Raw genomic sequence first — 22,217 nt, 5'->3', positions numbered from 1 at the left:
ATGACTGATCAGAGGAAAATCATTGTCCATCTTGCCGGCTTGAACCGGTCAGTCAAGGGTTTTCACGCCCGTCTAAAAGAAGCGACAGATGAGATTTCTTTCCAGGACAGCATCTGGAAGACAATCCCTCCAGAAAAGATGTCATTCCTCTCCAGCGAAGTTTCCGCCGAAAATTTCTCAGATTGCAGGATCATCAGTTTTTTTTCTCAAGAATATCCAAAACTTCTGAAAAAAATCCAGAATCCTCCCTATCTTCTCTTCCTGCTTGGGAACCTGGATGTCCTGCCTCTCCCTGCCATGGCTGTAGTGGGATCCAGAGAATGTACCGATTATGGCAGAGAACAAGCCCGCACCATTTCTACCCTTCTGTCCGAGAAAGGCTACACGATCGTCAGCGGACTGGCCCGCGGAATCGACACAGTAGCCCACGAAACAGCACTTGCGTGTAAAATCCCGACCATCGGAGTGCTGGCCTGCGGGATCAATGCGGATCCCGGAGCCAATGTAAGCACCCGACTGATGGAAAAGATTACCGGCAGCGGCCTTCTGCTGTCGGAATTTCTGCCGCATTCACGTCCTACGAGATTCAATTATCCGATCAGGAACAGACTGATCAGCGGACTTTCTCTGGGGACTGTCATAGTAGAAGCCGCGGAGAAAAGCGGCAGCCTGATCACCGGGAACTGCGCTTTCAACCAGCATAGAGAAGTCTTTGCAGTACCCGGCAGAATCACCGACAGGTCATCGCTCGGCTGCTTGAAAATGATCTTCGAAAACAAGGCGAAAGCCCTCTGGAAGATGGAAATATTGCATGAAGTCCTGCCTGACTACAGCTCAGAAATTCAAAAACTACCACATACCAACACCGGTTTGACAGAAGAACAGGCCTTGATTTTTAATTTAATCAAAACCGGCAAAGCTATCCCGTTTGATCGGCTGTTGCGCGAATCCGGTTTTTCACAGGGGACACTGGCCAGCATCCTGATCAGACTGGAGAGCTCCGGCATGATCAGGAAAGTACCTGGAAATTGTTACAAAGCGGAGAAATGATGGAAAAACTTCTGGAAATCATCACCCAGATTCTCAGGATCATCGCGGAGACCGAAGTCGATCCCAGGGAGAACAAGGAGCAGGTGATCAGCAAACTGGTGCAGGCAGGATTTGACGCCAACACCGCTGAAGCGGCACTGCATTTTTTCTTTTCCAGTCACAGCTTTCTACCGCGCCTCAAAGAAAAAAAGGTCAACGACCCCCTTAGAGTGCTGCACCCGAAGGAATTGAAAAATCTGACGACAGCAGCACAGGGACTCCTGCTCGATTTTCATGTGAACGGCTACATCTCTCTGTCTGAAATGGAAGAACTGCTTGAAATCGTCCAGGAAAGCAGTGAACAGATTGACAGCGCCGAAGTGCTAGAACTGCTGGAACAGACCTCAGGAATCAGGGATAGAGACAATGATTTCATCCCTGCCTCACTTTACTTGAATTAAAAGCATGAAACTAATCATTGTAGAGTCTCCAGGCAAGATCAAGACAATTCAGAAATTTCTTGGCAGCGACTTTCTGATTGCCGCTTCCAACGGTCATATCATGAATTTACCCGACAATGCCTTGGGTGTAGACCCTAAGAAAGGATTCATTCCGGAATACGTGGTGATTCCTGGACGGAAAAAAGTAATCCAGGATTTGAAAAAAGCCAAAGAATCCGCAACTGAAGTTCTCCTGGCACCTGACCCTGACCGGGAAGGGGAAGCGATTGCGAGCAACCTGGCGCAAGTTCTGAACATCGCCCCTGACAGTTCCTGCAGAATAGTTTTCCAGGAAATCACAGAATCAGCAGTTAAAAAAGCGATCGATAATCCACGCCGTATCGACCAGTCCAAAGTAGAAGCCCAAAAATCGAGAAGAGTGCTGGACAGGCTGGCCGGATATATGATTTCACCAGTTCTCTGGAGCAAAGTCGCCAAAGGCACATCTGCCGGCAGGGTTCAGTCAGTCGCACTTCTGCTTATCTGCGAACGGGAGCAGGAAGTCGAACGTTTTATACCGGAAAAATTTCATAAGATCTTCGCAGAATACAAGGGTGCTGATTATTCATTCACTTCAGAAGTCGTCTTGCGGGACGGAAAAAAATTCCGGATCGACGATACGGCTGAAGCCTGTCAGATCATTGAAAAATTAAAGGCTGAACCACAGCCGATTGACAGTGTTGAGATTAAAAGCAAGAAAGAGAATCCGCCGGATCCCTTTATTACTTCCACTCTGCAGCAGGAGGGGAACCAGCGTTTTGGTTTTTCAGCAGAAAGGACCATGCGCATTGCCCAGAAACTTTATGAAGGAGTTGACTTCGGCTCAGAAGGCTCAGTCGCCCTCATCACGTATATGCGTACCGATTCCGTCAGAATTTCCGAAGAAGCTAAAGCGGTTGCAGTTGACTATATCAAAGCTCGTTTCGGTTCCGAGTATCTTGGTGCAGGTAAATATGTCCGTCCCAAGAAGGATTCCAAATTCACCCAGGATGCCCACGAAGCCATCAGGCCAACCTATCTCAGCCGTGACCCGGACTCTGTCGCTAAATTTTTAAGCAGAGAAGAACTGCAGCTTTACAATATGATCTGGCAGCGATTTACTGCTTCCCAGATGGCACCAAGGGAATTTGAAGAGATCAGCCTGAGCCAGTCTTCAGGAATTTATGGCCTGGAAAGCAAATGCCTGCGCCAGACTTTCCTGGGATTCCGTGCTGTCTACAAAAGTGAAGCCTCGGAAACACAGAAAAACAACTTTGGTTCCCTGACAGCAGGCTGCAAGCTGACTCCCTCTTCTGTGGAAAGGGAAGACAAGGAAACCCAGCCTCCACCTCGTTTTACTGAAGCGACTCTGATCAAAGCCCTTGAAAAAGAAGGAGTCGGACGCCCATCCACTTATGCCCTGATCCTCAAAACGATCCAGGATCGAAAATATGTGGATAAAAATGAGCGGAAATTCCATCCTACTGATTTAGGGATAATAGTGAACGATGTATTAAAAAAATTTTTCAAGGAATTGATTGACATCAAATTCACCGCCCGGATGGAAGAAAAACTGGATAAAATTGAATTGGGCTCTGAAACTTCAGAAAAAATGCTGGACAGCTTTTATCAATCTCTGCTGTCGGAAATTGAGACCGCCAAGAAAAAATTAATCAAGATCAGGCTCAAAGTTTCAAATCCATGTCCTACCTGCCAGGGTGCTCTTGAAATCATTTATGGCAGAAACGGACGTTTCATCGCCTGTTCAAAATATCCGCTCTGTAAATTCACCAGACCTGTTCCCCAGCATGCCCGGCTTTTAAAAACAACCAGCTCTACCGAAGAAGATCAGCTGGATGTCACCGAATTTCTGGCAGCCAAAGAAAACTCTCTCGAGGTTCTTGGAACCTGCCCTGAATGCCAGGGAAACCTTGTCCAGCGAACCGGCCGTTTCGGTGATTTCGTAGCCTGCTCTAATTATCCTAAATGTAAATATACCCGTAAGGACAAAACACCCATTCCCTGCCCTGTGCTGGACTGCTCAGGCAATCTCTCGAGACGGAGGGGTAAAAAGGGAAGATTTTTCTATGGCTGTTCACGTTATCCGGACTGCAGTTACACTTCTTTCCAGAAACCGGAACTTACTCTCTGCCCTGACTGCAACCAGCCGATGAAGCTCAAAGATAAAACTTGGATCTGCCTCAATTGTGGAACTCCTGACAAAACTTGATGTTCAGCAGGAGTTCTGTGCTAAAGACTATTAATGTGATCGGAGGCGGACTGGCTGGTTGCGAAGCAGCCTGGCAGCTTGCCGGATTCGGGTTTCAAGTCAATCTCTTTGAGATGCGCCCTGAACACTCAAGCCCCGCCCATTGCACAGGTGGTCTCGCTGAACTTGTCTGCAGCAATTCACTGCACTCATCCGCGCCGACCACAGCCCCAGGACTCCTGAAAGAAGAAATGCAGCTCCTGAACTCTTTGATCATCAAGACTGCCTTTGAAACCAGTGTGCCTGCCGGAGGAGCTCTTGCGGTAGACAGACTTGCTTTTTCCGGAAAAATCGAAGACAGCCTTTCTAAACTGCCCCAAGTTAAAGTTTTCCGTCAAAAAATCAATTCTCTTTCCGAATTTTCCCTACCGGCAGTCTTGGCTTCAGGCCCTCTATCCGAAGGTCCTCTGTTTTCAGAAATCAGTCAGATCACTGGTGACAGCAACTTGTATTTCCATGATGCTGTCGCTCCACTGGTAGCAGGAGAGTCCATCGACTTCGCGAAATCCTTCTGGGCAGGAAGGTACGAGCAGGATGCAGATTACCTCAACCTGCCGATGAATCACAAAGAATATGATCGCTTTTATCAGGCTCTGATCAATGCTGAAAGCTATCCCAGACGGGAATTCGAGAAAAGCATTTTTTTTGAAGGCTGCCTGCCGGTTGAAGTGATTGCAGGGCGCGGTCGTGAAACTCTATGCTTTGGCCCTCTCAAACCGGTGGGGCTGACTTCCGATAAATCAGTCAAAGCGATAGTCCAGCTCCGTAAGGAAGATTCGACCAACCAGGCCTTTAATTTAGTAGGGTTTCAAACCAATTTACTGATTCCTGAGCAAAAACGAATTTTCAGGCTGATCCCGGGCCTTGAAAATGCCGAATTCCTCAGATTCGGTAAAATGCACCGCAATTCATACTTCAATTCTCCCCAAATACTCAATCAGCTGGAATTTATTGCCATCCCCGGCCTTTTTCTATCCGGACAACTCACAGGAGTAGAGGGTTATTGCGAATCGGCTTCCATGGGTCTTGCTGCTGCGCACTATCTTTACCAGAAAGAAAAAAATGTGTCCATCCCTTTCCCTCCGGAAAGTTCGATCGGTTCACTGATCAATCATTTAAGCCTGAAACAGAAATTTTTCAACCCGATGAACATCAACTACTCTCTTTATCCTCCATTGGAAGGCAAGGTCCGGCTAAAAAGCGAGAAAAAAGAGCTTATCCGCCAGAGAGCCCTGGCTTCAATCAAGCTTTATCGCCAGCGTTTAGAGTTGGTTTAGACCACGCTCTAAACGATGCCAGCCAGATTCATCCCATCTTAACTTTAAAAATCTCTTGCCAAAACAGCAATGATTGTTTAACATCAATTATATGCTGATCCCTTTGTCAGGTAATTATCGGATCCGTGACATTCTCAGTTTACCCTTAATCAGTTTTCTGGTCTTTCTGTCATTCACGATCATGTTCTTCATTGCCTGTGATTTCCTGGCTCCAAAATGCTTTGTGACAATCATGATGCCTGATTACAAACTATCCCTTCTCACACGAGCGGGAAATGTCCGCGAAGCTCTCAACGACGCAGGTATAGATCTGGAAAAAAACTATCTCGTAATACCGGACCTGACTTCTGCATTAAACAGCAACTGTGTGATCCAGGTGATCAAAGTCCAGAACCAGATCGTCTGCCAGACTTCTTTTCTTTCGCCGTCCACACCTGAGATCAAGAAAACAAAACTGTTGGCCTATGGCGAACAGCGTGTAATCTGGCCTGAACAACAAGGAAAAAAAATAACATACTATCAGGAGACCTATTTCAACTATCAGATGATCAGTAAAAAAATCATCAAGGAATCGGTTATAAATGAGCCCCAGCGGAAATTGATTCTGCTTGGTATAGGCGACCAGAATCTGCTGGACAATCTGAGGTTGAGTTTTCAAAGGAATGGTTCATCGCAGTCAATCCAGAGCGAAATTTCACCTGATTCCTGCCTTTATGCACCAGGCTGTGGCTATCTTTACTTTAACGGGAACAAGAGCAATCTGCCGGCAAATCTCAACCTTGTGATTGGTGATGCTGCCGGTAATTCACCGAAAGCATTCTATATTTTCTAATCAAATCGAGGTGCAGCATGAAAAAAACTCCACTTTACGAAGAAATGGTGAAAGCCAAAGGGAGAATGGTGGAATTTGCGGGTTTTATGATGCCGGTTCAATTTTCCGGTATTATTAATGAACACATGACAGTCCGCAAAAATGTGGGCCTGTTCGATGTTTCGCACATGGGCGAAATTACTGTCACCGGCAGTGATGCCTTGAAATTTGTGGATTTTCTCGTCACAAATAAAGTGCGCTCAATCTCCGACAATCAGGTACTATATTCTCCCATGTGCCATGAACATGGTGGAATTGTTGATGATCTGCTTGTTTACCGCTTCAATTCAGAAAAATTTCTGCTCGTAGTAAATGCCTCAAACATCGATAAGGATTTCAAGCATATCCAGACCATTTCAAAAAAATTCAAAGTCACAGTCAAAAATGACTCTGACAATTATGCCCAGATTGCTGTTCAGGGTCCAAAGGCGATTTTCGTAGTAGCCAAGCTCACCGAGATCGACCTTGATTCGATCAGTTTTTACTGGTTCAGGGAAACAAAAATCAGCGGATTCGACTGCATCGTGAGCAGAACAGGCTATACCGGAGAAGATGGCTTCGAGATCTACTGCTCCCCTAAAGCTGCCCCCTCCATCTGGCAGAATCTGATGAAAGCCGGTACCAAGTATGAAATACAACCATGCGGACTGGGCAGCCGCGACACTTTAAGATTTGAAAACAAGCTGGTGCTTTACGGACACGAACTTGACGATCAGACAACTCCTCTTAACGCACGGCTCAACTGGGCCATTGACTGGGATTCGGATTTCAACGGAAAAAATGCCCTGCTCAAGGAAAAGGAAGAGGGTCTGCGTAAAAAACTGGTGGGACTGGAAATGCTTACTGCTGGAGTACCGAGGCAGGGATACAAAGTTTTTGACAAAGATCAGGAAGTCGGCGTTGTCACCAGTGGCTGCAAAGCTCCATTCCTAGACAAATTTCTGGCACTAGCCTATCTGAAACCGGAGCTTGGCGAAATCGATTCCAGGCTTTTCGTGGAAATCCACGGCAAGAAACTGGAAGCCAAAGTAGTGAAAACACCGTTCTATAAGAAACCAGCTCTGACTAAGCTGGCCGTGCAGGAAAAACAGGCTGAAGCGTAAAAAAGAGGCATTCAGATGATTACGAAAGATCAAGCCCAAATTCTGATTAACCAGCACCTGAAATCCGAGAATCTTAAAAAACACTGCCTGGCAGCTTCAGTGATCATGAAAAGGCTGGCCGCGAAATTCGGAGAACCTGAGTCTGACTGGGAAATCATCGGGTTACTGCATGATCTGGATTTTGATCTCACCAGGGACAATCCGGAAAAACATTCCAGGCTGACTGAAGAAATATTAAGCAGGGAAGACTTTCCCAGAAATTATCTGGACGCGATTGTAGCTCACAATGAAATGACAGGCATGATCAGAAAAGAAAAGCTGGATTTTGCGCTGGCCTGTGCAGAGAGCATTACCGGTCTGATTGTAGCCTGTGCCCTGGTCTATCCAGATAAAAAAATTACTTCAGTGCAGCCAAAGTCGATCAAAAAGCGAATGAAAGAAAAAGCCTTTGCCAAAAATGTTTCGCGCGAAACTATCATGGAATGCGAAAAGATCGGCGTGCCGTTCGATGAATTTGTAGACCTTTCGCTGGCCGCAATGGGAGAGATTCAGGATCGGCTGATCTGATTTTAGAAATCAGGAGACTGCATTCTTATCCAAAACATCGTTCTGTTATTGCTTTTGTTTCTGTCGAGCCTCTGCTTTGGTGGTAGTTCCCAATCTTCCAATGATTCACGGGAAATTGTCCTGCTTTCCGATACCAGTGAAGCAGAACGGATCGGATCCACTCAGGAAATATTAACTGCTTTTCTGGAAAACAATGCCACCAAATTCGCCGAACTGCTTAAAACACCTCTGCTGGTGAATGTCTGTCAACCGCTTCTCCCACAACTGGCTTATCTGGCCGCAGGATCAGGTGAAATACAGATGCTGGAATGCCTGCTCAATGCAGGCTGTTCAGTCGAAATCATCAATTGCGCCTTTGATTCCGGACAACGTGTAAAGAATCCTGATGTTTTGAAATATCTGTTGAAAAGACCTGAATTTCCGTTAAGTGATTTCTCCATGAGCAAACACGAAAACCTTTATGCCCTTCTGCGCGAATCAGGTGACGAGGAACTGCTGATGCTGATGGCAGCCAAAGGCAGTCTCCAGCTTCACCCGGATATTCTACCCGCAGTCAAGAGCGTTGCACTTGCCAGGCAGCTCAAGCTGGAAACCTGGGATAAAAGGCTGGACGTGGAAAGCCCGCTTTGCTTTGTCAGAAACCCGGAAGTCGCTCAATACCTGATTGACTGCGGTCATTCTCCTGATCACGGCGAATTTCCCGGACAGCGTCCCCTGGCAATGACCCAGAGTGTTGATGTGGCCGAAGTACTGATCCGCAATGGCGCAAAGTTCAAATCCGCCCCACCGGTCAGCATGTGGGGCTGGGAAATTTTAACCAATGTCCAGAAAAAGGAAATAGCTGAATTGCTGATCAGTCTGGGTTGCAGATATGACTTTCAGGACGACTGGGGAGAGTATCCTATCCATGAGGCAGGCATTTCTACCACTGTGTTGAATTTACTTCTGGATAAGGGAATGTCTCCTGACCTCCTGGACAAGAAAGGCCTGACTCCTCTGTTTTTTTTCACTGATTCCGTGGAAAAAGCCGGCATATTATTAGATCATGGGGCTGATCCATTCTGCCGCACACCAGTCCAAGGCAGTTTAAAAGTGGAACAGGAGAAAACCGGCTACACCTTGCTCCACCGATCCCTGCGCGGTGATTTCGTCAGACTGATGGTGAAACACGGTCTGGACCCGAATCTCAGAGGGGGTGAACATAATGAAACACCATTGCATTGCGCGACACGCCTTGAAGTGATCGAAGCCCTGATCAGCGCCGGGGCAGACGTCAATGCCAGAGACGATCTGGGCCGCACACCCCTCTTCAACAGCCTGCTTGGAACTGAAGAAATAAAATTCCTGCTGGATAAAGGAGCTGACGCTTCAGCTGTCGATAAAGACGGGCATGGCATCCTGGAGTTCCAGCCGTCTCCGGCGCAGCAGGAACTGCTGCGCTCCGCAGGAGCTAAGGGTATTTCCTGTCCCCTGCAGAAGAACCGCACAGTAATCACCGATCCACTCACTTTTAAAAAAGTCCTGGAAAACGGCGGTGACATTCTGGCACCGTTCGATTTCAGCTCTGAAAAAGACGGTTTTTCCAAGCATTTCGAGGGGCAGCTTCCTTTGCTTGTTCTGCTGGAATGGAGATCTCTCGGCGTTTCATCAGGACAGGTCGATCCGCAAGACAGAACTTACCTCGATCTGATCAGGGAGTTTCTCGACAAAGGTGGAGACCCGAAAATCAAGGGCAAGCAGGGGCGGAATATTCTGGAGCTCTACCCCTGTCTCGAAGTGGCCAGAATGCTGGAAAAAAAAGGCTTTGACCCGGCAAAGGACATCACCAGGCTGCTGGAACGAGCTGTCAACGAGCCTGCCAATTCTGAATTCATCCAGTATCTGTTGGATAAAGGCGGACCAGGCCTGAAAGAGGCTGCACGATATGTCGCCGGAAGATCGAATGAGATAAAAAATCTCACCCTCCTAATGGACTGCCTGCCTGAGTATGTAGAAATGCTCACCAAGTTCGGGATTCCTATCAACGCAGCCGACAGCGAGGGCAGGACAGCTTTGCACTATGATGTCGGGCGCTGCGGAGGATCAGCAGCTTACAGCCTGAAAAAAGTAAACAGCTTACTGGCTGCAGGGGCAGATCCTCGCATTTTGGATAAATCGGGGAACACAGTCCTGCATGAAGCGGTCAGCGCTTTTTTTCACATGTGGCGGGACGACGGTGGAGGACATGATCAATCCGGCTATAAAATTTTTCTGGATCTGCTGAAGATTCTCAAAGAGGCAGGAAGCAACCCGGCATTAAAAAACAAGGCCGGTGAAACAGCCCTGGACGTGTTAAACAAAAAATGCCTGGAAAAAGGATTCGCAGGCGAGAAAATTGAAGTGATAAAAAAAACACTGGAATAAGAAAGATTTGGCTTTTACCATCTGACATTTTTCCGGTTTTTTGATAAGATTCAATTATAATTCATCAAAGGAGTTTAAATGTCTATTTCACGCATATGTTTTGCCCTGACGGCTTTTCTGGGAGCTTTTTCTGTGTCTGCAGCATTAATACCTGACAATGATGATCTTTTCCTGGACATGGTCCAGCACCGCACCTTTAACTATTTTCTTGAATGTGTAAATATGGAAAACGGACTGGTGATGGATCGCACTGGCAATTTCGGAAAACCGGATTTTGATTCTTCCCCGGCTACAGTAGCAGGGACAGGCTTCTTTCTCAGCTCCCTGATCGTCGGTATCGACCGTGGCTGGATCGACAGAACTGAAGCTGAACGGATTACCCTGAACACTCTCAGATTTTTCTGGGAAGACTTCCGCAATGAGCATGGCTTTTTCTATCATTTCGTGGACATGAAGAGCGGAGAACGCGTCTGGACTTGCGAAATTTCTTCCATAGACACCGCTCTTTTTCTCGCCGGAGCTCTGCACGCAGCCGAGTATTATGGAAGCGGAGAAATCCGGGATCTGGCAGACTCAATCTACCGCAGAGTAGACTGGCAGTGGATGACGAACGGTAAAAACATCCTCTGCATGGGCTGGCGGCCGGAAAAAGGATTCATCAGTTCATACTGGAACATGTATTGCGAATCCCTGATCATGTACCTGATGGCCATCGGCAGCCCCACACATCCGATTCCTCCCACATGCTGGGATGGCTTTGCCCGTCTGGTGGAAAAATACGGTGAATTCGAACTGATTTCCAGCCCTCCGCTTTTCACCCATCAGTATTCCCATGTCTGGGTGGATTTCAAAAACATCCATGACAAGTATGCAGATTATTTCACTAACTCCGTAAAAGCCACTCTGGCGAACCGCAGATACTGCCTCGACAATTCAGGCACATTTCACACTTTCAACGAAAACTGCTGGGGTCTGACCGCCTGTCTCGGTCCTGACGGATACACAGCTTACGGCGCTCCTCCAGGCGTTGCAGTCTGCGACGGGACCGTAGCTCCTGCAGCAGCAGGCGGATCGATCGTTTTTACTCCTGCCGAATCCATCAAAGTGCTCAGAAACATCCTGTCCAGCCAGAGCGAAAAGATGTGGGGCCGTTTCGGCTTCACAGATTCATTCAACCTGGACCGTAACTGGTTTGCTGATTATGCCTATGCCATCAATCAGGGACCAATCCTCCTGATGATCGAGAACTACCGCACTGGACTGATCTGGCATGATTTCATGAAATGCGCCTACATTACCCAGGCGATGCAGAAAGTCGGCTTCAAACCAGGAAAGTCAGGATTTCTCTCTCAGTCACTTACCAGAACCCACTCCAAAGTGTACTCCAGGGAAAAAAGGCCTGAACTTACAACCCACAGCTTCAGAGGTCAGGATTTTCTGAACTTTGATTCGCCTGAATGGAACAGCCAGGGAATCGCTCATTTCAGGCTGACTCAGGCAGACCTGGAATCAGGTTCACTCTCACACCCGGACTGTTATTGCGATGCTAAGATCGCATATACAGATAAGCAACTTCTGATCCGGGTCCGGGTCCGCGATCAGGAACTGGTCAGTGTGCATGATACTGAAGAAATGCAGTTCGACGACTGCCTGGAAATTTTCCTGGATACAGAGGACAATGGCCTTACCTGGTGCGGACCGAAAGATTTCCAGATTATTGTTTCACCGGATCAGACCCTTACCGATCTCAGGGTGCGGGACTTTTTTCATCAGGTACAGCTTAATATCACCAAAGCATACCGGAAATCTGCTGACGGGTATGAGGCAATCCTCGCGATTCCCAGAACTGAAACGCAGATGCAGGAAAACGGAATCGCTCTGACCATCGGATTCCACAACCTGGATAAAAATTCGGAAGGAAAAATGAACTGGTTTTTCCCCAGGCCCTGCACATTGCTGGGAAGAATTAATTTCCAGACAGAAGCCATAAAATGAAAAACCTGCTGACAATCTTATTCTGCCTGCTTTGGGCGGGTCTCTGCTCTGCCGGTGAAATCACGGTCTGGGCGATGGGCGCAGAAGGAAAACTGATTTCCGCGATGACTGCAGATTTTGAAAAAGAGTACCCGGACATCAGGGTCAAGACCCAGTCCATTCCCTGGACAGGAGCGCATGAGAAAATCGTCACCTCCGTAGTGGGCGGCATTCCTCCTGATGTCTGCCAGATGGGCACCACCTGGATGTCCGAACTCAATTCCATGAATGCCCTGGAGCGGCTGGATGATTATCTGAAAGCGTCTAAAACCACGGTTTTAGAAAACTTCTTTCCTGGTTCCCTGGAGAGCTGCCGCAGGACTGACGGAGTGTATGGAGTCCCCTGGACAGTTGACACCCGCGTCTATTTCTATCGTGAGGATCTTTTCCAGAAGGCCGGGATTTCGAATTTTCCAAAAACCTGGGATGAACTGTCACAGGCCACTGACGCGATCTTGTCCTATAAAAAACAAAACAACCTTCCCGGATACGCGATCTCACTTCCCATCAATGACTGGCAGCCGTATCTATTGTTCCTCTGGCAGAACGGTGGCAGCATCATGGAAACAGGCGACACAATCTGCAGGCTGGACGGCCCTGAAGCCATAGAAGCCCTTTCCTTTTACAAGTCTTTTTTCGAAAAAGGTGCCACTCCGAGGGAATCAGCCAAGGACATGGACCTTTTTAACGCCTTCGAATCCTGTTATTACCCGATGTTCATCTCAGGCCCCTGGATGGTTTCCGAAATTTCCAGAAACAAGCCGGGGATCGACGGACTCTGGAAAACCGCCCCCATGCCTGTTAAAAAAGACCACACTTCCTTTATCGGCGGCTGTAATCTGGTGATCTTCAAGGATTCGAAGCACAAGGCTGATGCCTGGAAATTCATCGATTTTCTAAGCAGGCCTGAAGTTCAGGCAAAATGGTATGCAGTCTCCCGCAATCTGCCTGCCTCAATCCCGGCCTGGGAAGACCAGAACATCAAGAGCAACGGACTCCTGCAGGCATTCAGGGAACAGCTCAACTGCACCAAATCCCCGCCTGCCATTCCTGAATGGGAGAGGATCGCCTCCCTGATTTCCCAGACCATGGAAAAAGTCATTTACGACAAACAGAGCGCAGGGGAAGCTTTGCACGATGCAAGTGTGTCAGTAAATAAGATGCTCTCAGACAGGCCTGCAGAACAATCCACTGGATTCAAGACTTTCCTAGTTTCCATCCTGTCCGCCCTGCTCTTCGGTTCAGCCTTTTTCTACCTCAAACCCAGGCTCGGTGAGACTCCAGGATCAAAACAGGCCTGGATCTTCCTCTTTCCTGCGATCGCGATCCTGACAATATTTCTCTTCATCCCGCTCGCTGCTTCATTCATCATGAGCCTGACCAACTGGAACGTTTCGGCGGTTAACAATCCTGGCCGGGTGGTTTTCATAGGGCTCCAAAATTACATTGCCCTGTTCAGTGACCCTGTTTTCTGGATCTCGCTCAGAAACACTTTGCTTTTTGCTGTAACCGGAGTGCCGCTAAACATTATCACAGCTCTGATCATGGCTGTTGCCATCAATCAGGGTGTAGTCAGGCTGAAGCCTTTTTTCCGCACCTCTCTTTTCCTGCCGGTGATCACCACCATGGTGGCAGTCGCAGTAGTCTGGCGCTGGCTGTACAACGAGGAATACGGAATCTTCAACTGGTTCTGCGGATTGCTGGGTTTCGGTCCTTTCCACTGGCTTTCCGGACCGGCTCTGGCGCTGTTTTCTCTGATCATGATGTCGGTCTGGAAGGGTTTCGGCTACAACATGATCATTTTTATCGCAGCCCTTCAGTCGATCCCCACTGAAATATACGAAGCTGCAGATATCGACGGAGCGAGCCGCCTGCAGCAGTTTTTCAGGATCACTCTGCCCATGCTTTCGCGCACCATGGTTTTCGTGCTGGTGATGACCACCATCGGATACCTGCAGTTTTTCACTGAACCCTATGTGATGACAGAAGGCGGTCCGCTCAACAGCACCATGTCCGTGGTTTTATACATGTACAATCACGGATTCAAGTTCTACAATCTCGGCTATGCATCATCTGTCGCCTATGTGCTCTGCGCCCTGATCTGCGCCTTCACTGTGCTGCAGTTCAAGTTCTCCAAGAAAAACGACTGGTAGGTGTGATTTGAAAAAAGTCTTTGAAACGATCGCCCTGCATATCCTGATCCTGGTCTGCGTGACAGCCACGCTGCTGCCGCTGATCTTCATGGTCTCTACCTCTTTCAAGGAAACCTCGGAAATCTTTTCTAAAATTCCATCCCTGATCCCCAAACACCCCACGCTCGAGCATTACAGGCAGCTGTTTGGAGCCATGGCTTTCACCAGGCAGTTTCTCAACAGCCTGACTGTAGCCCTGGGACTGACCATAATGTCGCTTCTGATCAACTCCATGGCTGCCTTTGCCTTTGCCAAGATGTATTTCCGCGGCAGGGAACGGCTTTTCACATTGCTTCTGATCACCATGATGGTGCCTGGCCAGGTGACTATGATGCCTGTTTTCATCATTTTGAAATACATGGGTCTGCTCAATTCCTATCTCGGCCTGATCATACCAGGCAGCGCCAGCGTATTCTCCATCTTCATGCTGCGCCAGTTCATGTCCGAAATCCCTGAATCGCTCCTGGAAGCGGCCCGCATCGACGGGTGCAGCGAATACGGGATTTACTGGAAAATCATGCTGCCGCTCTGCAGGCCTGTGCTGGCCACGATCCTGATCTTCAGCTTCCTGGGCTCCTGGAATGAATTCCTCTGGCCCCTGATCGTGATGCTGGACGAAGGAAAATACACGCTTCCAGTGGCTCTTGCCAATCTCAACGGACAGTATAACACCGAATGGGGCCTGCTGATGGCCGGCTCGGTCGTGGTAATCCTCCCTGTAATCGCAGTCTTCCTGATGGCACAGAAGCACTACATCAAGGGCATCGCCGCAGGAGCCGTTAAAGGCTGAGCAGCATCCGGGGGTCCACTCGCATAGATCGGGGACATGTTGTTCTTTAGAAGCTGTTAATCTGAACGCAGTGAAGATTTACAGCTTCTTAATCCCCGAAGGGGACCCTTATCTTTACCCAAATTACGGCTTGTCCCCGTTGGAAGGCATACAACAATCAGTCAAGGGGGGACGTCATCCCCCCTTGACAATCCCTCCAATCCGGGGGACTCTGTCCCCCAGAACCCCCTTGCGGGGAGTTGAAGGATTCAGCCTCTGTCAAAGAACGCCATTGCCATTTGTTTGATAACAGAAATGATCTTCGCAACAAAACAAGGTTGTGCGTCTTTACCCAAGGTTTGGTTCAACCCTCTCAACCCCGCCATATGCTTGTGCGTCTGACAAGATAAGAAAATGGGTGCACAAAATTTAAATGATCTTCTTCGAATAATGTCCCTTTAATGTTATCCTTTAGAAAATTATAGTCAGGTAATCACCCTTGTTTAACCCGGTAAATTTCTTGAAGAAATTCCCTAAAGAATACTTACTGTTTGTTCCTTTTTTTCTTGTTTTACTTTACGTTTTTCTGATTGTATTAATTGGCACATTGGTAAACTTGAATAATGAAAAAAACAGCGCAAGTATTCAATCAATGAACCATATTCGTGACTCATTGATTAGATATCATCAAAGCGAAGGCAGATCCTGCGAAAATCTGGAGAACCTTGTTCCTAAGTATCTACCAGAATTGCAGAAAGATAAATGGGGCAATGACTATACAATCATCCCTTCTGACGGCGTCATTCTCTCGGCCGGACCGGATGGTAAAATTGACTTGAATGATTATTCAAGCCAGGCCAATCAAGACAATACAACGGTTTCCTTTCTTCCGCCGCTTGCAATCTTGGATTTCGCGCTCACTGTTGATGCCAATGGAAACAAACTGATCGACACTGGCGATGTTATCACCATCTATTTCAGTAAAAAACCGGCGACTCCTACTGCGGCCAGCTCAAACGACTTTGAATTTAGTGGACATATCGATAACAATAGTATCCCGATGGTGAAATTTCACGCTTTAAGTAAAGATTCTGCAGCAACCGGCATAGACAGCCAGGGTAACCCTGCAAACGGTGACGACATCGGATTGTTGACTGTGCAACCGCCTGTTGCGGGAGCTGTTCCAGGCGAATTGGACGGCAGGTATGATTTTGTCAATCTGATAGTTTCCCGTGATCCCGGATCATCATTTCAGGCCGATGTTTACATCTGCTTCTCACCTGCCGCGATATCTTTACCATGGTCATCCGCTAAATATGCGGACAAGCGCCGTATCCTGCCTTTAGCTTCGAAAAACAATGTCAGATGCAAAAGACCTGGTGAGTATTAATTAATTCCGATTCAATCCTCCTTAGCTGCTCCAACCAATGTTAGGGGTTGAGAGGGTAGCTCCAGACCCTGGGTAAAGACGCTGGAACCTTTTAGTCAGATAATCAATTCTGTTCTCAAACAGATGGTAAGAACGAACTTTGATAGTAGCACCATCCCGGCCCACCCCGCAAGGGGGTGCAGGGGGACGGAGTCCCCATGCTGGGAGGGATCGCCAAGGGAGGGTCGAAAATCCTCCCTTGGCCTGTATGTGTATCAAAGCAACTGCACTTTACCCAATCCTGTGATAAAATATATTGTAGAAACTGAATGTCGATGCAGTGTTGCCGGGGGTGCAATGGGCAGAGAAGCGATACTGGAGATCCTGAGGGAATTCAAAAATAAATTTGGCAAAAAGTACGGGATACTGTCAATCGGTGTTTTCGGTTCTTTCGCCCGTGAAGAAGCTGGAGAAGACAGTGATCTTGACATCTGCGTCAAAACTGAATCACCCGATGCATTCGCCCTTGTCCACATCAAGGAAGATCTTGAAAACAGGACTAACCGCCGTGTGGATCTGATCCGTTACCGGGAAAACATGAATCAGTTTCTGAAAGAAAGAATCGGCAGAGAGTGCCTTTATGTATGACAGAGATCTGGTCCTGACAATCCTGAAACAGATCAGTGATGCCCTGGACAAGATTAGCAAACGCGCCATTTCGATCACTAAAGCAGAAGACTTTACTTCCACACCAGCCGGAGCTGAAAAACTTGACAGCATCTGCATGCTTTTAATCGCCGTCGGTGAAGGCGTGAAAAACATCGACAAAATCACTGATTCCACCCTGCTTCCGAAATACCCGAATATCGACTGGTCAGGAGTGAAAGGAATGAGAGACATCATTGCTCATCATTACTTTGACGTTGATGCTGACCAGGTCTTCTGGATAGTGAAAAACAAAGTGGATTCTCTTTCTGAAACAATAGAAGAAATGATAAACGGACTGAACAACTAATTTTCAGGCTTCATTCAGCCAACATTAGAGAGGGGACTATCATGAAACTTCTGAAGGGCAAGTATGGCCATTTCGAGGATGACGGCAAAACCTATCTGATCACTGACTGGAAAACCCCGAAACCGTGGATCAACGTGATTTCCAACGGAAAATGGGGTTTGACCTTTTCCCAGACAGGCAGCGGCTATTCCTGGCTGGAGCACGCCATGTATAACCGCATCACGCGCTGGGACCAGGACCTGATTTCAGACAATCACGGCAAATACCTGTTCCTGCGGGACGATCAGAGCGGAAAATACTGGTCCGTCACTCCTATGCCTCTGCAGACAGACTTCGATTTTTATGAATGCCGCCATGGCCTTGGCTATACTGAAATCACCACTGAGTTCAACGGGATCAGAAGCAATCTGCGCGTGTTTGTGCCGCAGAAGCATCAATGCGAGATCTGGACACTTAAACTTAAAAATGTTTCAGACAAGCCCAGAAAACTATCCGTTTATCCTTTGTTTTACCCGGTTCTGGACACTTTCCCGGACTGGCACAGGGAATTTCACAAGACTTTCATCCAGTCCCATTTTGACAAGAAATACAATGCGCTGGTTTTTGGGAAACGACTCTGGACTGCACCATTGCTCAAAGACCCGGGCTGGAACAAGGAATGGCCCTATGAAATGTTCTTCATGGCTAACCTGAAACCGGCTTCCTTTGAGTGTTCCAGGGAGCACTTTCTCGGCCAGTACAATACCGTCAACAATGCCGCAGCTTTCACGAAAAAACACCTGTCAGGCGTCAGCGGCACAGGCTTTGAGCAATGCGCAGCCATGCAGTATGAAATCTCTCTTCCCAAGGGCAAGGAAATCCGTGTCGATTTCTGCCTTGGCGCAGAAGCGCTTGGCCAGACCGGAAAAACACTTGCCAGATATTCCAAGGCACTTTCAAATGCAGATAAACTCTTCAGCGAAAGCAAAGCTTTTTGGCTGGAATTCTGCGAAAAGTTGCTCGTGAAAACTCCTGAACCGGCCCTGGACGTACTGGTCAATTACTGGCTGAAATATCAGGCTTTCTCCTGCCGCGTGCTGGGTCGCAGCGCATACTACCAGTGCGGTGGAGCCTATGGCTTCCGCGACCAGCTTCAGGACAGTCAATTGTTCCTGTCACTCGATCCGGAACGGACAAAAAAGCAGATTCTCGATCATGCCTCGCACCAGAGAAGCGACGGCATTGTCCAGCACTGGTGGCACCCTGTCTCAGGTGAAGGCCGGATCAATGACGTTTCCGACAATCTGCTCTGGCTGACCTATGTCACGCTCGAATATCTGGATGAAACAGCTGATAACGGCATTTTAAAAAATACAGTCCCATACCTTGATAAAGGCAAAGGGACGATTCTGGAGCATTGCCGCAAATCAGTCGACATGGCGCTTTCGCGTATGAGCCGCCGCGGCCTTTCCCTGATCGGGGAAGGCGACTGGAACGACGGGCTGAATGGAGTGGGCAACAACTGGAAAGGCGAGTCGATCTGGCTGTCGATTTTCCTGTTCGGCATCCTGGAGCGCCTGGCTGCCCTGCTCGATAAGCTTGGAGACAAGAAATCCGCTACAAAATACAGAAACGCCTCTGTCGCACTTGGAAAAGCGGTCAAGAAACACGCCTTTAACGGCAAATGGTTTGACCGGGCCACAGACGATCACGGCAAAGTCCTTGGAACCCTGACTTCCAAAAAAGGTAAGATCTTTGTCAATCCCCAGTCTTGGGCGGTGATCACTGGCCTGGTCAAAGGCGAAGAAGCCAGAAATCTTCTTTCGCAGGTGAAAAAACATCTGTATAAAGACTATGGCGTGCTGCTATTTACCCCGGCTTTTGATGTTCCTGACAAAAACATCGGCTATCTCTCGCGGTATGCACCTGGAGTACGCGAAAACGGCGGGGTCTACACCCATGCCGCGATCTGGACTATGATCGCCCAGGCTAAAGCTGGAAACACTGAAATGGTTTTTGAAACCTTCCGCCGCCTCTGCCCGACTCTGCTATCAAATGCCGATGCAGACCGCTACAAAGGCGAACCGTATGTCACGCCAGGCAATATCGAAGGCCCGGAATCGCTGGAAGAAGGCAAAGGCGCCTGGACCTGGTATTCAGGCTCAGCCGCCTGGCTTTACCGTGCCATAGTGGAGTACCTTCTTGGCGTGAGAGTGGAAAACGACAAACTAGTGGCAAAACCCTGCCTGCCAAAGGGCTGGAAGGGATTCACAGTGGAGAGGCTTTTCAGGAATAAAAAGTATCTGGTTGAGGTCAAGAGAGAAAAGAAGGCAAAAGAACCTAAAATTAAGGTTCACGAAAAGAAATAAAATAGATAGTTGGACTTATTCATGAATAAAGAGTTCAAGACGGGCCTCCGGCCGATAGTCGCTTTTATCAGCCATTTAATCAATAAATTATGGAGGTAGCATGAAACCAAATGGCGGACACTTTACGATCAATGGCAAGCCTTTCTTCATCTATTCCGGCGAAATCCATTATTTCCGGATTCCGCCGGATCAATGGAACGACAGACTGAAAAAAGCCAAAGCTGCCGGCCTGAACGCCGTCGCTTCCTATATCCCCTGGATGCTGCATGAGCCTGAGGAAGGCAAATTCGATTTCAACGGCCGCACCTGGAAGAATCTGGACGTGATGCGCTTTATTAAACTGGTGCAGGAAAATGGAATGTATTTCATCGCCCGCATCGGGCCTGTCAGCAACGGCGAGATGATCAATGAAGGCCTTCCTTCCTGGCTGCTGGAAAACTATCCAGGCGCTTTCAACCGCAGTTCAGACGGTAAAGCAGCGCATCAGCAGGGTGCGCCTGCTTATAACAGCAAAGTGTTCCTGAAAAAGGTAGAGGCCTGGTATGACCAGGTGATCCCGCTGCTTACGCCTCTTCAGCATCCTGAGGGTAACATCATCGTCTTCCAGCTCTGCAATGAAATCGGCTGCGTGAACTGGGTGGGTAAAATGCCAGATTACACGCCTGACGCCCAGGCCATGTATCGTGATTTCATCCTCAAGAGATATAAAAAAGTGAAAGCAATCAACTCGGCTTACGGGATATCTTTGAAAGATATTTCAGCGCTCAAACAGCCGGACAAGAACTGCAAACGTGAGTGCTTCCGCAAATGGCTGGACTGGGGGGATTTTTACCGCCACTATTACGCCACTTATTATTCAAAACTGTCAGGCATGGCCAGAAAGCGCGGCATCCGCACCCTGCTGATCGCCAACATACCTCAGTTTTACGATTTCGACGTGCGCGGCAGAGGGCTTTACTCAACGACCACTACTTCGATTTTCCGCGATTTCAGTAAGCTCACCGAAGGAGTCATCTTCGGAGGAGCCTATCAGATGAGACGGCTGGATTACGAAAACTTCCATGACATACTCCTGACTTCTGAGCATGTGAAATCAATTACTGCAGAAGGTTTGCCCGCGATCTGCGCCGAGCTGCAGAGCGGAGTGCTGGCTGACAGGCCCAGGCTTTACCCGCCTGATGTGGAGCTGAATCTCAAAACCTCCATGATCAGCGGGCTGAACGCTGTGAACTGCTACATGTTCGCAGGCGGAACCAATCAGCGGGGCATGGGCCAGTTCGGACCATATCATGAATGGCAGGCGCCTGTGGACAGCCACGGAGCTCTGAAGAGCCATTATGAACCCATGCAGAGATTCGGAAAGCTCGTCAGCCAGATCGGTGAACAGATTGCAGTCTGCCGGAAGCAGACGGATCTCACGCTTGGGTTTTACGAGGATCACCTGAAGACCGAATATCTCGAAGGCGAGCTGGCCGAGGAACTCTACAACCGGCGAAACCGTTATTATTACGATGGCCTGGCCAGGCTTCTCTCCCTTGCCGGATACAGCTATTCTGCAACAGACATCAACAATCCAATTCCCGAAGATGTGAAATTCCTGGCAGTCTGCTCCTTCAGCCTGATGTCAGTAAAAGCTCAGCAGAATCTGGCGGATTTCGTAAAGAGAGGTGGCCGGCTGCTTCTATCAGGCGAACTTCTGATCTGCGACGAATACGCAAAAAAAGCGCCGGTATTTCTGAAGGAAATGGGTCTGTCGGCAGTCAGAATACCTTCCATGCGCACCGTGATGCTTGGTAAGAGGGAAATCTATCTCGACAATCAGCCTGTGGACTGCTTCAAAGACATTCCTAAATCCTGTAAAGCCATCGCCAGCTGCGGAAACAAACCCTGCGGTTTATCCGGAAAATTCGGCAAAGGGAAACTGATCCTGCTCGGATTCAATCTCTGGGACAAATTCGATTACTTCGTGGAAATCATGGACGAACTGATGAAAGACCTTGGAGTAGTAAAAAAAGTGATCTGCTCCACCAGGGATCTTGTAACAGTGCTGCGGGAGCATGAAGGACGCGGATTCCTTTTTGCCGGCAACTTCCACGAAGACAAAGCCTGTGGCAGAGTCGGCATCGATATCGGAGCGGAGAAAATCAGTTTTGATCTGTCCCTGAACATGAGAAGCGGAGTTATCCTGCCTCTCAATCAGCTGGTCGGGAAAAGCGGCGAACTTGTCTATTCCACAGCCGAAATCCTGCATTCCTCCGAAAAGAAGGGTACGCTGAAATTAGAACTTTTTGCACCCACTGAAACCGGATTCGAGCTTGTGTTCAGAAATCTGGCAGTCAAATCAGTGTCTGTGAAGCACGGGAAAGCAAACCTGGTTAAAACCGGCAAGTTACTAGTGAAAGTAACTGTCCTTCACGGAAAAGGCGAAGGCCCGCTGAATGAACTGCTGATTAAAATAAAAAGGGCGTAGTCACGCCCTTTTTATCATACTT

General features: G+C 48.3%; 16 protein-coding genes. All 16 read left to right on the top strand.

Going from position 1 to position 22,217, the window contains the following annotated elements:
• The 16 genes from dprA to PHW04_09955 all read left to right on the top strand — a co-directional run bounded on the left by dprA (window position 1) and on the right by PHW04_09955 (window position 22,195).
• Entirely contained in the window at window positions 1–1,050 is a 1,050-nt protein-coding gene (gene dprA / locus PHW04_10030; GenBank protein ID MDD2716222.1) for a DNA-processing protein DprA, read from the top strand.
• Window positions 1,050–1,490 carry a DUF494 family protein gene (locus tag PHW04_10025; protein MDD2716221.1) on the top strand — a complete coding sequence of 147 codons (441 nt, stop codon included), beginning with the start codon at window positions 1,050–1,052 and terminating at the stop codon, window positions 1,488–1,490. Before dprA ends, PHW04_10025 begins: the two co-directional genes overlap by 1 nt.
• A gap of 4 nt (window positions 1,491–1,494) precedes the next feature.
• Window positions 1,495–3,738 (top strand): type I DNA topoisomerase, encoded by a 2,244-nt coding sequence (topA, locus tag PHW04_10020; protein MDD2716220.1) that lies wholly within the window; start codon window positions 1,495–1,497, stop codon window positions 3,736–3,738.
• A gap of 17 nt (window positions 3,739–3,755) precedes the next feature.
• Window positions 3,756–5,054 carry a methylenetetrahydrofolate--tRNA-(uracil(54)-C(5))-methyltransferase (FADH(2)-oxidizing) TrmFO gene (gene trmFO / locus PHW04_10015; protein MDD2716219.1) on the top strand — a complete coding sequence of 433 codons (1,299 nt, stop codon included), beginning with the start codon at window positions 3,756–3,758 and terminating at the stop codon, window positions 5,052–5,054.
• A gap of 91 nt (window positions 5,055–5,145) precedes the next feature.
• Window positions 5,146–5,886 carry a G5 domain-containing protein gene (locus tag PHW04_10010; GenBank protein MDD2716218.1) on the top strand — a complete coding sequence of 247 codons (741 nt, stop codon included), beginning with the start codon at window positions 5,146–5,148 and terminating at the stop codon, window positions 5,884–5,886.
• Between the two features lie 17 nt (window positions 5,887–5,903).
• A complete protein-coding gene (gcvT, locus tag PHW04_10005; protein ID MDD2716217.1) occupies window positions 5,904–7,028 on the top strand; it encodes a glycine cleavage system aminomethyltransferase GcvT in 1,125 nt (374 codons plus the stop codon).
• Window positions 7,029–7,043: 15 nt separating this feature from the next.
• Window positions 7,044–7,595, top strand: a complete 552-nt coding sequence (locus PHW04_10000) for an HD domain-containing protein (protein ID MDD2716216.1) — start codon at window positions 7,044–7,046, stop codon at window positions 7,593–7,595.
• A 48-nt stretch (window positions 7,596–7,643) separates the two neighbouring features.
• Window positions 7,644–9,998: an ankyrin repeat domain-containing protein gene (locus PHW04_09995; GenBank protein ID MDD2716215.1), complete on the top strand. Its 2,355-nt coding sequence runs from the start codon at window positions 7,644–7,646 to the stop codon at window positions 9,996–9,998.
• 78 nt (window positions 9,999–10,076) lie between these two features.
• Window positions 10,077–11,993: a glucoamylase family protein gene (locus tag PHW04_09990; GenBank protein MDD2716214.1), complete on the top strand. Its 1,917-nt coding sequence runs from the start codon at window positions 10,077–10,079 to the stop codon at window positions 11,991–11,993.
• The gene (locus PHW04_09985) at window positions 11,990–14,185 is read left to right on the top strand and encodes an extracellular solute-binding protein (protein MDD2716213.1); all 2,196 of its coding nucleotides are present in this window, start codon (window positions 11,990–11,992) and stop codon (window positions 14,183–14,185) included. The genes PHW04_09990 and PHW04_09985 overlap by 4 nt, the downstream gene beginning before the upstream one ends.
• Window positions 14,186–14,192: 7 nt before the next feature.
• Window positions 14,193–15,014, top strand: coding sequence for a carbohydrate ABC transporter permease (locus PHW04_09980; GenBank protein MDD2716212.1), 822 nt, complete (start codon window positions 14,193–14,195; stop codon window positions 15,012–15,014).
• A gap of 499 nt (window positions 15,015–15,513) precedes the next feature.
• A complete protein-coding gene (locus PHW04_09975; protein ID MDD2716211.1) occupies window positions 15,514–16,383 on the top strand; it encodes a hypothetical protein in 870 nt (289 codons plus the stop codon).
• A gap of 336 nt (window positions 16,384–16,719) precedes the next feature.
• A complete protein-coding gene (locus PHW04_09970) occupies window positions 16,720–17,010 on the top strand; it encodes a nucleotidyltransferase domain-containing protein (protein MDD2716210.1) in 291 nt (96 codons plus the stop codon).
• Window positions 17,003–17,377, top strand: coding sequence for a DUF86 domain-containing protein (locus tag PHW04_09965; GenBank protein MDD2716209.1), 375 nt, complete (start codon window positions 17,003–17,005; stop codon window positions 17,375–17,377). The genes PHW04_09970 and PHW04_09965 overlap by 8 nt, the downstream gene beginning before the upstream one ends.
• Window positions 17,378–17,418: 41 nt before the next feature.
• The gene (locus tag PHW04_09960; protein MDD2716208.1) at window positions 17,419–19,725 is read left to right on the top strand and encodes a glycosyl transferase family 36; all 2,307 of its coding nucleotides are present in this window, start codon (window positions 17,419–17,421) and stop codon (window positions 19,723–19,725) included.
• A gap of 100 nt (window positions 19,726–19,825) precedes the next feature.
• A complete protein-coding gene (locus PHW04_09955) occupies window positions 19,826–22,195 on the top strand; it encodes a beta-galactosidase (GenBank protein MDD2716207.1) in 2,370 nt (789 codons plus the stop codon).
• The last annotated feature ends 22 nt before the right edge of the window (window positions 22,196–22,217 follow it).

Source organism: Candidatus Wallbacteria bacterium (assembly GCA_028687545.1).
GTDB lineage: Bacteria > Muiribacteriota > JAQTZZ01 > JAQTZZ01 > JAQTZZ01 > JAQTZZ01.
This window is presented reverse-complemented; position numbering and strand designations above follow the sequence as displayed.

Bases quoted from the DNA above. Each gene is read 5' to 3' on its own strand.
- PHW04_09965 (MDD2716209.1), top strand. From the start codon at position 17,003: ATGTATGACAGAGATCTGGTCCTGACAATCCTGAAACAGATCAGTGAT.
- gcvT (MDD2716217.1), top strand. From the start codon at position 5,904: ATGAAAAAAACTCCACTTTACGAAGAAATGGTGAAAGCCAAAGGGAGA.
- PHW04_10000 (MDD2716216.1), top strand. From the start codon at position 7,044: ATGATTACGAAAGATCAAGCCCAAATTCTGATTAACCAGCACCTGAAA.
- topA (MDD2716220.1), top strand. From the start codon at position 1,495: ATGAAACTAATCATTGTAGAGTCTCCAGGCAAGATCAAGACAATTCAG.
- dprA (MDD2716222.1), top strand. From the start codon at position 1: ATGACTGATCAGAGGAAAATCATTGTCCATCTTGCCGGCTTGAACCGG.
- PHW04_09970 (MDD2716210.1), top strand. From the start codon at position 16,720: ATGGGCAGAGAAGCGATACTGGAGATCCTGAGGGAATTCAAAAATAAA.
- PHW04_10010 (MDD2716218.1), top strand. From the start codon at position 5,146: ATGCTGATCCCTTTGTCAGGTAATTATCGGATCCGTGACATTCTCAGT.
- PHW04_09985 (MDD2716213.1), top strand. From the start codon at position 11,990: ATGAAAAACCTGCTGACAATCTTATTCTGCCTGCTTTGGGCGGGTCTC.
- PHW04_09990 (MDD2716214.1), top strand. From the start codon at position 10,077: ATGTCTATTTCACGCATATGTTTTGCCCTGACGGCTTTTCTGGGAGCT.
- PHW04_09960 (MDD2716208.1), top strand. From the start codon at position 17,419: ATGAAACTTCTGAAGGGCAAGTATGGCCATTTCGAGGATGACGGCAAA.
- PHW04_09955 (MDD2716207.1), top strand. From the start codon at position 19,826: ATGAAACCAAATGGCGGACACTTTACGATCAATGGCAAGCCTTTCTTC.
- PHW04_10025 (MDD2716221.1), top strand. From the start codon at position 1,050: ATGGAAAAACTTCTGGAAATCATCACCCAGATTCTCAGGATCATCGCG.